This window comes from Acinetobacter sp. ANC 4910 (assembly GCF_004331035.1).
GTDB lineage: Bacteria > Pseudomonadota > Gammaproteobacteria > Pseudomonadales > Moraxellaceae > Acinetobacter.
This window is the reverse complement of record NZ_SJNT01000015.1, coordinates 62927-75857: the sequence shown is the minus strand read 5'-3', so window position 1 is coordinate 75857 and position 12931 is coordinate 62927. Positions and strand designations below refer to the sequence as shown.

Genomic DNA, 12931 nt, shown 5'->3' with positions numbered 1-12931 from the left:
GTGGCGGCTTCGGTGGTCAAGGTGGCGGCTTCGGTGGTCAAGGTGGCTTTGATAGCGAAACTAAATTTGATGATTCTCAAGAAGACGACAACAATCGTTAATTGATATTCATTAAAAAAGCCTCTCAAGTGAGAGGCTTTTTTTTTAATAAAGATTATAGGTATTTTATAAATCATGCAGAATGGGTATGCGAATAACATTTACACTGGATTAATAACAAGAGTAAAGGCACATTAAATGTTTATAAATGGCATATGAATTACATTACTGTATAGCAAAGAAAAGCCAGTCATTTGACTGGCTTTTTAAGTTATCACTTAAGATGTTTTATTATTTTTACGGTCTAAAGTTGGGTCTTTAATTTCAACAAAAGCATTATTACGGATTTCGCGTAACCAGCTGTCTAATTCGGTATCGAACTGACGCTCACCTAAAATTTGTCGAGCCATACGTTCTTGATATTCCTGTGTCATATCTTGTTGACGTGTCTCAGTCACTTGAAGAATATGCCAGCCAAACTGAGTTTGGAAGGGTTGACTAATTTGACCTACAGGAGTGTTCTTCATTTGCTCTTCAAATTGAGGAACCATGGTACCTGGGCTTACCCAGCCTAAGCTACCTCCATCGCGTGCAGAGCCAGAATCATTTGAGAATGTGGCAGCCAGCACTGCAAAATCCTCACCCGCTTTAAGTCGGTTGTAAATGCTATCAATCATTTGTTTAGCACTTTCAGGGCTGACAACTTCTGAAGGTTGAATCAGGATGTGTCGAGTGTGGTATTGAGGAATAATGGCTTTTTGTTCAGAACCTTTTCGTTCTAACAGCTTAATAATATGAATGCCATCACGAGCTGTAATCAGCTCACTGGTTTGACCAACTTGTAGTGGTGTAACGCGCGCTGCAAGCTCTGTAGGAATTTCAGAAAGATTTCTGAAGCCCATGTCAGCACCTTCAACTTTAACGTCTTTGGTGCTGTATTGCTTGCTAATCGCGGCTATATCATTGCTGTTGTCTAAAGCAGTACGCACTTGTTTAGCAACGGCTTCAACATTGCTGTTACCCGCTATACGTGCATGAATGACATGAACTTGACTACCAAGAGTGGCTTGTCCTTGTGGGGTTTTAAGGAAGTTTGCGACATCTTGGTCGCTAATTTTAATGCGCGACATTACGATCTGTTGGCGTAAACGAGTAATGGCTAAATCTTCCGCAATGCGTTTGCGGAGTAATTCGTAAGTGCCAGGCGCCATTTTATCTAATTTTTGCTGGAATGCTTCTAATGAGTTACTTCCAGATTGATTGGCTACTTTGAGCACGGCTTCATTTAAGCTCTTTTCGTCAGCTTTAATGTTGTAGCGTTTTACTTGCTCTAACTGAGTTTGACGCAGAATAAGTTGCTCAAGGGCTTGTTGCTCAAGATACTGCTCTGGCGGAACAGGACGCTTTTGGGCTTCTAATTGATTTTTAGTTTCAGCAACGCTTTGTTGTAAATCACTTCGTAAAATGACACTGTTGTCGACAACTGCCACAACTTCATCCGAAGTCTGGGCAAATGTCGGCATTGATGAAGAAAGGGCAATTGCTAGTGCAGTCGCCTTAAAGAATTGTTTTAACTGTTTTGTCTTCATTAACATCGTGTCCAAATTAATTAATACGATCGTAACCTAAAATTCGATTTTCAAGCATGGATGCCAGTTTATTGTTGAAACCAGCTAAACCTTTCAGGTTAATTTCAGCCATAAAAGCACGTTTGGGTTTAACGCTAGAATCGCTTACATCATCCAAGTCGTTGTAGTAAGAACGTCCGTAGAGAGAGAGCCCCCAACAGCACGATTCATAATTCACACCGAGTAAGTATTCACGCGCAACATTGTTATCCATGTCATATTGAGCGTGGCCCATAATACGCCAGTTGTTGTGAATGGGTTGTATAAATGATGCAACAAACTGGTCATATCTATCTTGTCGGTTGGCGATTTCTTTACGATAGAAATAACCCGCACTGTAAATATTTCCTTGATCACCCATGTAATAAATTTGCACATCGCGTTGTGCATTATCACCATTCGCCATCCAAGCAGAGTTGGCGCTTACACGATAATGCTGTGAAAGCTGGCTGGAAAGACTCACGATAGGACCCGTATGTGATTCTGTATTTAATTCATCCGTTGTGCCATCTAAAGTCACACGACGATCATCAAAATAGAAACTTTGACCTACACTCGCTTTTAAGCGTTCTAAGCCAATATCATCAAATAAGCTATAACTTAAACCCAATGATAAGAAATTGTTGTCTTCTAAGCGGTCATGACCATAGAAGCGTCTTGAACTAAACAATTGATCATAATTGATTGAAGCGCTAATGGTGTCGAAGTTTGGATAATCCGCTTGATTTTCATAAGGCGAGTAAGCATAGAAGGCACGCGGGGTGATGGTTTGTAGGTATTTGCCATCTTTTTCGAAGGTTAAGCCTGTATCCAAACTAAATTGCGGTACAACAACCGATTTGTTTTGATCACTATTACTTACGCTTGTAGGTTGATTCTGTTGAGCAGTAATGGTGTCTTGGTCGTAGAAGGTATTGATACTGCGTACCGATACTTCAGGAATGACAAATGACCATGGATTACGATAATTATAGCGCACAGCGAAATCGTTGTAGAATCGCGTACCGCTTGGTTCAGATGTTGCTAATGTAGTGCTACCAATATTCTTTTTAAAATAAGCTGTGTCGTTGTTAAATTCGTACTGGAAGCCTTGTGGATTTCCACCTTTGTAGGTGAGTAAGAATTGAGGTAAACGTGCATAAGGACGATCTTCATCAGAGACTGTTTTATCCAAGGTTTGGAAATCTTCGACTTTTAACTGAGCAGTCAGACCGGGAATGCCATTTTTGTAATTAAGCTCCCAAGCACGACGCAAGTTTAAGTCGGTTTTGGTATTTGGATTATTATTTAAGTCGGTGAAGTAGTCTTTATCCGATGCATAGTTGTATTCTAGGTTGGTTGAAAAGCTATTGTTAATTTGCCATTTGTGGATAACGTGCAAATCTTTACGATCTTGGTTTTCATAGCTTTCATCTGAAGGTAAATAACCCCCCCAAATTTTACCTTGTCCAAAGTTTTCCGTTAAATAGCGAAACTCTGCATCAATCATGGCACCACGGTCGCTCATATAACGTGGTGTAAGTGTCGCATCATAATTTGGTGCAAGGTTTAAATAAACAGGAACTGAAAACTCAATACCACCATCATTGGTGTAGCCAAAACCAGGGGTTAAAATCCCTGTGGTTCGACGATCATCAAGTGGAAAGTTGAAGTAAGGTACAGCTAAAACAGGGACATCTTTCACATATAGCTTGGTGCCTTTGGTAATACCACGCCCTGTGTCTTGATTCAACTCAATCGTGTTGGCTTGGATCTTCCAAGTGGGTTTTTGTTCTGGCGGACAAGTGCTGTAAGTGGCATTACTTAAAACGACAACATTTTCAGAGGTACGTGCAATTTTTTCAGCATGACCATGTGCATGTTGTTCTTCAGCAATATAGTAACTATTGTTTAAATCGCCTTGTTGGGTTTTTAAGTTGTAATTGATTTGATCACTTTGTGCTAAAAGACCTGCTTGTGCCATTTGCACACGTCCTTGAGCATTTGCAAAAGTTTGTGTTTTATCAATAGTGATTTTATCGGCACGAATTTGTCGACCTTGTTGGTCAATCAGGACATTACCTTCAAGGACAGAATCACCGTTCGGGTCATAATGACCATAATCTGCTGTAACAACTGAGGTTGCTTTGCTTGGATCGACTGCTGCTATGTTTGAGGCAATTGGAGTGATCCATGCACCTTGGCAATAAGCTGCGCTCAGAGATTTCCCTTGACGTTGCTGTGCTTCAGGCGCGGATTTGTCGACATAGTATTGTTCAAAAAAATGCTGCCCCGCATAGGCTTCATTTATACTTGCTTTCAGTTGTTCGTTGGTTAGGGATGAAACAGTATTAGATGTATCTGCATATGCCGTAATCGAGCTTCCGCATAAGAGGCTAAAAATAGCAGTCGCTAAAGGATTGAATTTAAACTGATGCTTCATTTGTGTCATTAACCAAGTATGCTTAATCGCAATTAATTATTGTCGCATCATAGAGAAAAAGTTGATAAGTGGCTACACTTAGTACTTTAAAAACTCAGCCTGTATTAGAATTTATCGCAAATGAATACACAACGTGAACAATTGATACAAACATGGATTACATCTGTACTTAGTTCAGATCAATTTGAAATTAATTTTTTAGCAGGCGATGCAAGTTTCCGTCGTTATGCACGAATCAATTTGAATAATAAAACATTTATGTTGATGGATGCACCACCTGAGAAAGAAGATTGTGTGCCTTTTGTGTCGATTGATGAATTTTTTGATGCACATGGCGTACGCGTACCACATATTGTGGCGAAAGATTTAGAACAAGGTCTGTTGTTGCTTGAGGATTTTGGTGATGTGCTGTTGTCGACACAGTTAGATGACAACACGGTCGACGCGCATTATGAGCAAAGTTTTAAACAGTTGATTCAATTACAAACGATTGATGGCGAGGGTCACTTTCCCGCCTATTCTTATGAGAAATTACTCACGGAAATGTCGTTGTTAACAGATTGGTTGTTGCCGAGCTTGCAGATTCAGCCATCTGATGATGAGGCTGCACTGATTAAACGTACTTTTGCAATTTTAGCCAATGCAGCTTTGGCTCAGCCTCAAGTGATTGTGCATCGTGATTTCCATAGTCGTAATTTAATGCTTTTGGCAGATGAGCAAGAGCAAGGCGTGATTGATTTTCAGGATGCTGTGATTGGTGCGGATACGTATGACCTCATCTCTATCACACGCGATGCATACGTACAGTGGGATCCTAAGCGTGTTTATGGTTGGTTTAAAGTGTTTTATGACTTGTTGCCTGCTTCTGCTAAAGAAGGACGTGACTTTGAACAGTTTAAGCAAGATGCTGACTTCATGGCAATTCAACGACATATCAAGATTTTAGGCATTTTTGTGCGCTTGTTTGAGCGGGATGGTAAATCGGGTTATCTCAAAGATTTACCGCGAGTAATGTGGTACTTATTTGAAGAAAGTAAGCCATATGCAGAACTACAACCATTTATGCAGTTCATTCAGGTTAAAGTAATGCCAAAATTTGAACAAAAATATGGCAAATACGAGGTTGTTGCTGCATGAAAGCGATGATTCTAGCGGCGGGATTAGGGAATCGTATGCGTCCCTTAACGCTGTATAAACCTAAGCCTTTACTTGAGGTAGGTGGCAAACCACTGATTGTTTGGCACATTGAAAAACTCAAAGAAATTGGCGTAACCGAAATTGTGATCAACTCTGCATGGTTAGCTGATGTGCTGATTGGTGCATTAGGCAATGGTTCACAATTTGGCGTCAATATTTTGTGGACACGAGAAGACGAAGGTTTAGAAACAGCGGGTGGCATTATTAATGCATTACCTTTATTGGGGACTGAGCCTTTTATTTTAGTTAATGGCGATGTCTGGACGACCTTCGATTTTGCCTCATTACTGGATGTCGAGCTTGCTCAGGATTTGGCGCATTTGGTTTTTGTGAAGAACCCACCGCAACATTTACAAGGTGATTTTACCTTGGTTAATGGACGTGCATATGCTTTTGAACAAGCACGGCAAGGCGAAGATTTAACTTATAGTGGTGTGGCAGTCTTACATCCAAACATGTTTACAGGCTTGGAAAATGGTAAACGTCCTTTAGCACCATTGTTGAAACAGGCGATGCTAGACGGTCGAGTTTCAGCAGAAAAAATGCAAGCTTCGTGGGTTGATGTGGGGACGCCAGAGCGTTTAACAGCCTTAGATTTGCAGATTAGGCAAGGCATGTATGCTTAAGTGCATATTCACTAAGCACAAGCCACTATGACTTCATGGATAAATCGGTATACTTCACCTAACATTTTCGAGACGTTAATTGTATATGCACATGTTTTTTCAAGAACTAAAGCAGGGTAGTCAAGCTTTAGGTTTAGAGCTCAGCGAAGAGACTTTAAATTTATTACTCAAATACCAAGACGCTTTAGTCCTTTGGAATAAGGCGTATAACTTGACAGCAATTCGAGATCCTAAAGAAATGCTGGTCAAGCATTTGCTTGATAGCCTCAGTATTTTAAAGGATTTACCAGCAGGTCGTTTGCTCGATATTGGTACAGGTGGTGGTATGCCGGGCATGATCATTGCGTTATGTCAGCCTGAACGTATTTGTGTGTTGTTAGATTCGAATGGTAAAAAAATTCGTTTTTTAAAGCAGTTTATTGCAGACTTAAAATTAAAAAATGTGGTTGCTGTACAAACACGTGTTGAAGATGAAGATAGTATTCAAGATTTAGGAAAGTTTGATGTCATTACTAGTCGAGCATTTGCTTCACTGACCGACTTCGTTACTGCATCTAAGCCATATATGCATGAAAAGAGCATCATTGCATCAATGAAAGGCTTGATTCCTCAAGATGAAATTATCGCATTAAAAGATGAATACAGTTGTGAAATTATCGAGTTAAAAGTACCTCGATTAGATGAGCAGCGCCATTTATTGTTATTGAAACAGATTTAATTATTTTCGAAGGACTGGGGTTACCATGGCTCAAATTATTGCGATTGCGAACCAAAAAGGTGGCGTAGGAAAGACCACAACCGCAGTTAATTTGGCAGCATCATTAGCCGTGCTGAAAAAAAGAGTTTTACTTGTGGATATGGATTCACAGGGTAACGCCACAATGGGGTCGGGCATTCAAAAGAATGACCTATTATATTCAGTAACAGATGTGCTTTTGGGTGAAGTACCCATTGAAACTGCAATTAGCAAAGCGGAAGTCGGTTATAAAGTTCTTGGGGCAAACCGAGATTTGGCGGGCGTGGAACTTGCAATTGCCGAACAAGAAGGTCGTGAGTTCATTTTGCGTGATGCTTTACAAAGTATTGATCATGCCTTTGATTATATTATTGTGGACTGTGCGCCAAGTTTAAGTTTAATTACAGTAAATGCATTAGCTGCCGTTCAAGGTGTGATTATTCCAATGCAATGCGAATATTATGCATTAGAAGGCTTGGCAGACTTAACCCAGACTATTGACCGTATTCAACAGGCTTTGAATCCGCAGTTAGAAGTTGTGGGTGTGTTACGCACCATGTATGACAGTCGTAATGCTTTAACCCGTGATGTATCGGCTGAATTAGAGCAGTATTTTGGTAAAAAGCTATATGATTGTGTGATTCCGCGTAATGTTCGTTTGGCTGAAGCGCCTGCTCACGGTTTACCGATTATTTATTTTGAAAAAAGTTCCAAGGGTGCAGTTGCCTATTTGAATTTAGCAGCTGAGATTTTAAAGAAAAGCAAAGTGAAGAAAGGAAGTAAAGCATGACCTTAAAAAAACGCGGACTTGCCAAAGGTCGTGGTTTGGATGCCTTACTTGGGTCAATCCAAAAAGAAAAACTACAACTTGAAGTGCAAGCATTAGATCATGGTCAGCTAAAACAAATTGATGTTAATTTGCTTAGACGTGGCGAATATCAACCGCGTCGATTTATTCAGGAAAATGATTTACAAGAATTAGCTGCATCAATTAAAAAGCATGGCGTGATGCAGCCCATCGTGATTCGTCCGATAGCTGATGAAGAGCATCCGTACGAGATTATTGCAGGTGAGCGTCGTTGGCGCGCAGCGCAATTGGCGGGATTGACTGAAATTCCAGCTTTAGTCCGTGATTTAAATGATCAGGTCGCAATTGCTTTGGCGTTGATTGAAAACATTCAACGTCAAGATTTGAACCCAATTGATCAAGCGCTTGCTTTACAGCGTTTTCATGATGAATTTGGTTTAAGTCATCAAGAAATTGCAGATACAGTGGGTAAAGCACGGACCACAGTGAGCAATTTGTTGCGTTTACTGACTTTGGCTGAATCAGTCAAAGATATGATGCAGCAAGGGCAGCTTGACATGGGGCATGCGCGAGCAATTCTGACTTTGAAAGCGAAAGAACAAATAAAAGTCGCAGAGTTGGTGATTGCTAAAAGTTTGTCAGTACGTCAAACAGAGCAACTTGTACGTGATTTGACTGCGCCAAAAACTGAAAAGGCAAAAACCGACGTTGCACCAGATTTACAACAGCTCACGCAGCGTTTAGCTGAACGCTTTAGTGCAGATGTAAAAATTGATCATAATAAGCAGGGTAAAGGTAAACTCGTGATTCATTATCATTCACTCGATGAGCTGGATGGTATTTTGAATATTTGTTTAGCTGATTAATATTTTAGGAATTCTTGGGGAAGAATAATGTGGGAATTAGTGAAAGCTGGTGGATGGTTAATGGTGCCACTGGTTTTATGTTCCATTTTTACAGTGGCGATTACCATTGAGCGTTTTATTCGTTTAAAGCGTTCTATGGTATTACCAAAAGAGCTACTGTTGAATGGAGGACAGGATGTACATCAGGTCGTGCAACAATTACAAAATAGCAAAAGCTTGCAGTTAAGTAGTCTTGGACGCATTTTAGTCTCTGGTTTAAATAGTCAAAAGCAAACAGAGCAATATGCACGTGCACAAATGGAAGCAACAGCATCACAAGAAATTGGTTTTTTAGAAAAAAATATCAATTTCTTGGGCACTTTAAGTGCGGTTGCACCGTTACTTGGATTATTAGGGACAGTCGTGGGGATTATTGAATCCTTTTTAGTGATTGATATGGGAAGCAACAGTAACCCAACCATGATGATTCCAGGAATTTCAAAAGCTTTAATTACCACAGCTGCAGGTATGCTCATCGCGATTCCAGCTTTATTTGCATATCGTTATTTTCAGCGCTTAGTGCAGGAATATGTGGCGGAATTAGAACAACAGTCAACCTTATTCCATGCATCGATTTACTACCAGAATTCTGCTGCTGAAGAGCAAGAACTGCGTAAAGCAGGTTAAGGTGGAAGATGAAATTCAAGCGTAGGCAAGTTGAAGATATTCATATTAATTTGACACCAATGATAGATTGTTTACTGTTTATCTTGGTGTTTTTGCTGTTATCGACCACATTTAATCAGTTCAGTCGCATGAATTTGACTTTACCCGATGCTCAAGGCGTGCCCCCGAAGCAATACAGTCATAAAATTGAAGTGATTGTAGATTCTTCAGGACATTACGCCGTGAATGGTCAGGCATTGTCGAGTAAAGATGTTGCTGATTTAAGTACTGCAATTAAACAGATTTCTAATGAGCGACGTGATTTAATGTTTGTGATTGCTGCTGATGCAAAAGCTACGCATCAAGACGTCATCCGTGTGATGGATGTTGCAGGGCAATTAGGTTTTGTGAATATTAATATCAGTACCAAAGTACCATCTAGAGGTTATTAGTGAATCAGGATTTCAAGGTCTATCTACGTCTTCTGAGCTATCTGAAGCGATTTTGGGGCGTAGCGATTTTAATCGTCATTGGTTTTGCTATTAATGCAGCAACCGAAGTATCAATTGCCAAGTTGCTAGAAAAAATTATCACAGCCATACAACATCGGGATCAGGGTTTTACCAACCTTATCCCGTTTTTGGTTGTGCTATTAATGTTTTTTCGTGGTGTGGGTTCTTTTATCGGTGGTTATTTTACTGCGGTTATTTCGAGAAATTTGGTCTTTGATATTCGTCAGGAAGTGTTTGCCAAGCTATTACGGTTGCCTTCGCAATACTACTTAGACAATACCAGTGGCCATATCACGGCCAAAATTATGTATAACGTGGAGCAGTTAACCGCTGCTTCATCTGAATCGCTAAAAACCATTGTACAGCAAGGCTTAATAACCTTGGGCTTGTTGGGATATTTGATTTATACCAACTGGCGCTTAACCCTGATTATTCTTATTTTCGCACCATTAATTGGCTTATTGATTCGTAAAGCATCCAAACGTATGCGTAAATTGTCATTACAAGTGCAAGACACGATGGGTGATGTCAACCATGTGGTGCAAGAAACGGTCAACGGCAATGTTGTGGTGAAAGGTTTTGGTGGACAAGCTTTTGAACAAGAGCGTTTTAAAGCAACGTCTATTGAAAACCTAAAGCGTGGTTTGAAAATGGTGGTGGTGCAGCAGTTGAACAGCCCAATCGTGCAGTTCATTATGTCCATTGCCATGGCCACGATTATGTGGATTGCTTTGCGTCCTGAAATTTTACGGGATACAACTGCGGGTGAATTCGTCGCCTATATTACTGCAGCAGGTATGCTGAGTAAGCCAATTAAAGCCTTAACCGATGTGAATGAAAAATTACAGCGTGGCATGGCAGCGGCGCATTCTGTTTTTGAGTTAATTGATTTACCAGAAGAAAAAAATACAGGGACTTTAACACCTGTCTTGCAAGGCAATATCCAGTTTAAGGATGTCAATTTAGTTTATTCTGATGGTCATCATGCCATCCATGATTTTAACTTGCAGGTCAAAACTGGCGAAACAGTTGCATTGGTTGGGCGCTCAGGAGCGGGTAAAACATCTTTGGTTAATTTGTTACCGCGCTTTCAAGAGCTAAGCTCAGGTCAGTTGCTATTAGATCAATACGCAATTGATGACATTGAAGTCAATTGCTTGCGTTCGCAAATTGCGATGGTGAATCAGCAGGTTGTATTGTTTAACCGGACCGTACGTGAAAATATTGCTTATGGTTTATTGCAAGACTCAAGCGATGAACAAGTGATTGCTGCGGCAAAAGCGGCTTATGCACATGATTTTATTATGGCGCTACCCAAAGGTTATGATACACAACTTGGTGCACAAGGCTTGAATCTATCAGGTGGTCAACGTCAACGTATTGCAATTGCACGTGCGATTCTAAAAAATGCGCCAATTTTAATTTTAGATGAAGCAACCAGTGCACTGGATAATGAGTCCGAATATTTTATTCAGCAGGCATTTGATTCGGCGATGCAAAATCGCACCACGATTGTTATTGCACATCGATTATCAACAATTGAAAATGCAGATCGAATTGTGGTGATGGATCAGGGGCGGATTGTTGAGCATGGTTCACATGCCGAATTGATTCAGAAGCGTGGGGCGTATTTCCAGTTACATCAACGTAATTTTGAGGAAAACTAAGCAATGTCAGTAGCACAACTTATTCAAAATGCTTGGAATAGACAAGCAAAGTGGTTAATTGTGCTACGTCCTTTGTCATGCTTGTATCATTTTGGATTTTGGTTTAATCGAAAGCTTTATGAAAAAGGGATAAAAGCCGTTTATACCGCGCCAGTGCCAGTCATGATTATTGGTAACATTACTGTGGGGGGGAGTGGTAAGACGCCGCTATTGATCCATTTAGTGAATTACTTACAATCCAAGAATGTGCGTGTAGGTATTATCAGTCGTGGTTATGGGGGGAAAGGGCCATTCCCTGCATTTGTGGGATTGGATGCTACACCCGAACAAGTGGGTGATGAGCCTTGCCTGATTGTACAATCTACCGGCGTTGCGATGGTGGTGGGTTCAAGTCGTCAAAAAAGCATAGAGTTATTGTTGGCCAAGCATGAGTTGGACCTCATTATTAGTGATGATGGTTTACAACATCATGCGCTTGCGCGGCAACTTGAGTGGATTGTATTAGATCGTAATCGTGGCTTGGGTAATGAAAAATTGTTGCCAGAAGGTTATTTGCGTGAACCGAAAAGTCGGTTGAATACAGGTACTGTGATTGAACATGCCGCTCAGCCTGAAACAGAACTGAATATGCATTTAGAGGTTGCAGAACCTTATTTGCTGAATACAGATGAAACTCGAAGCTTTGACTCTAAACAAAATTTTTATGCAGTTGTGGGTATTGGTTTTCCACAACGCTTTTACCGTACCCTTGAGTCCTTAGGTGTGCACCAGTTCCAGTGTCATGAATTTCCAGATCATTATGATTATGATTTAACAGATCTACAGTTTGAAGATAGCAATCCGATTATTACCACGGAAAAAGATGCAGTTAAACTGCTGCCTATTTTAAAACAGCATCCAGATTTTAAACGTGAAATTTGGGTAGTGCCTGTTGAAGCTGTACTTTCTAGTGCATGTTATCGTGTGCTCAATCAGCAATTGGCTGATTTAGGCATTTCAATTGAAAAAGAGTGAATTATGAAACATATCGTCATTCCTGCGCGTTTTGCCAGTTCAAGACTTCCTGGTAAGCCATTATTGCAAATTCATGGCCGTCCCATGATTTTACGTGTGGTTGATCAGGCAAAAAAGGTGCAAGGTTTTGATGATTTATGCGTGGCGACAGATGATGCACGCATTGCAGAAGTATGCCGAGCTGAGGGTGTAGATGTAGTATTAACCAGTGCAGACCATCCATCAGGCACAGACCGTTTAAGTGAAGTGGCACGTCTAAAAGGCTGGGATAAAGACGATATTATTGTTAATGTACAAGGTGATGAGCCATTATTGCCCGCAACTTTGGTCAAGCAAGTAGCAGAACTTCTGGTTGCTCAACCTGATTGCTCTATGTCAACGTTGTGTGAGCCAATACATAGCTTGGATGAGTTTCAGCGTGACAGCATTGTCAAAGTGGTTAAGTCTAAATTTAATCAGGCGCTCTATTTCAGTCGTGCAACGATTCCTTATGATCGTGATGGCGCGAAACTGGTCAATCCAGTATTGCATGATCAGGCATTTCGCCATTTAGGCTTGTACGCTTATCGTGTCAGCTTGTTGCAAGAATATGTGACTTGGGACATGGGCGTTTTAGAGAAACTGGAAAGTCTTGAGCAACTGCGCGTGCTTGAAAATGGACATCGTATTGCAATTGCTGTTGCAGAAGCGAATTTGCCACCAGGTGTGGATACTCAAGCGGATTTGGATCGCTTAAACAGCATGGATGTTGCACATTTTGAATAAGATAGA

At 40.6% G+C, this 12931-nt stretch carries 12 protein-coding genes; 10 read left to right on the top strand and 2 right to left on the bottom strand.

Going from position 1 to position 12931, the window contains the following annotated elements; translation table 11 throughout:
- Window positions 1–317: 317 nt before the first annotated feature.
- On the bottom strand, window positions 318–1628 hold the full coding sequence (locus E0H82_RS14535; RefSeq protein ID WP_131265453.1) for a peptidylprolyl isomerase: 1311 nt from the start codon (window positions 1626–1628) through the stop codon (window positions 318–320).
- A gap of 16 nt (window positions 1629–1644) precedes the next feature.
- Entirely contained in the window at window positions 1645–4089 is a 2445-nt protein-coding gene (locus E0H82_RS14530; protein ID WP_131265456.1) for an LPS-assembly protein LptD, read from the bottom strand.
- A 120-nt stretch (window positions 4090–4209) separates the two neighbouring features.
- Here E0H82_RS14530 and E0H82_RS14525 point away from each other — a divergent pair, with 120 nt between their 5' ends.
- The 10 genes from E0H82_RS14525 to kdsB all read left to right on the top strand — a co-directional run bounded on the left by E0H82_RS14525 (window position 4210) and on the right by kdsB (window position 12925).
- Window positions 4210–5226, top strand: a complete 1017-nt coding sequence (locus E0H82_RS14525) for an aminoglycoside phosphotransferase family protein (protein ID WP_131265452.1) — start codon at window positions 4210–4212, stop codon at window positions 5224–5226.
- Complete coding sequence (murU, locus tag E0H82_RS14520) at window positions 5223–5912, top strand: N-acetylmuramate alpha-1-phosphate uridylyltransferase MurU (RefSeq protein ID WP_131265451.1); 690 nt, start codon at window positions 5223–5225, stop codon at window positions 5910–5912. Before E0H82_RS14525 ends, murU begins: the two co-directional genes overlap by 4 nt.
- A gap of 85 nt (window positions 5913–5997) precedes the next feature.
- Window positions 5998–6630, top strand: a complete 633-nt coding sequence (gene rsmG, locus E0H82_RS14515; protein WP_131265450.1) for a 16S rRNA (guanine(527)-N(7))-methyltransferase RsmG — start codon at window positions 5998–6000, stop codon at window positions 6628–6630.
- Between the two features lie 25 nt (window positions 6631–6655).
- The gene (locus tag E0H82_RS14510) at window positions 6656–7438 is read left to right on the top strand and encodes a ParA family protein (protein ID WP_131265449.1); all 783 of its coding nucleotides are present in this window, start codon (window positions 6656–6658) and stop codon (window positions 7436–7438) included.
- Entirely contained in the window at window positions 7435–8322 is an 888-nt protein-coding gene (locus E0H82_RS14505) for a ParB/RepB/Spo0J family partition protein (protein ID WP_131265448.1), read from the top strand. The genes E0H82_RS14510 and E0H82_RS14505 overlap by 4 nt, the downstream gene beginning before the upstream one ends.
- Before the next feature lie 27 nt (window positions 8323–8349).
- A complete protein-coding gene (locus E0H82_RS14500) occupies window positions 8350–8988 on the top strand; it encodes a MotA/TolQ/ExbB proton channel family protein (RefSeq protein WP_131265447.1) in 639 nt (212 codons plus the stop codon).
- Window positions 8989–8996: 8 nt separating this feature from the next.
- Window positions 8997–9419, top strand: a complete 423-nt coding sequence (locus E0H82_RS14495; RefSeq protein ID WP_131265446.1) for an ExbD/TolR family protein — start codon at window positions 8997–8999, stop codon at window positions 9417–9419.
- Window positions 9419–11146 (top strand): lipid A export permease/ATP-binding protein MsbA, encoded by a 1728-nt coding sequence (gene msbA, locus E0H82_RS14490; protein ID WP_131265445.1) that lies wholly within the window; start codon window positions 9419–9421, stop codon window positions 11144–11146. Before E0H82_RS14495 ends, msbA begins: the two co-directional genes overlap by 1 nt.
- Before the next feature lie 3 nt (window positions 11147–11149).
- On the top strand, window positions 11150–12160 hold the full coding sequence (gene lpxK / locus E0H82_RS14485) for a tetraacyldisaccharide 4'-kinase (RefSeq protein ID WP_131265444.1): 1011 nt from the start codon (window positions 11150–11152) through the stop codon (window positions 12158–12160).
- A gap of 3 nt (window positions 12161–12163) precedes the next feature.
- Complete coding sequence (gene kdsB, locus E0H82_RS14480; protein ID WP_116758955.1) at window positions 12164–12925, top strand: 3-deoxy-manno-octulosonate cytidylyltransferase; 762 nt, start codon at window positions 12164–12166, stop codon at window positions 12923–12925.
- Window positions 12926–12931 lie beyond the last annotated feature (6 nt).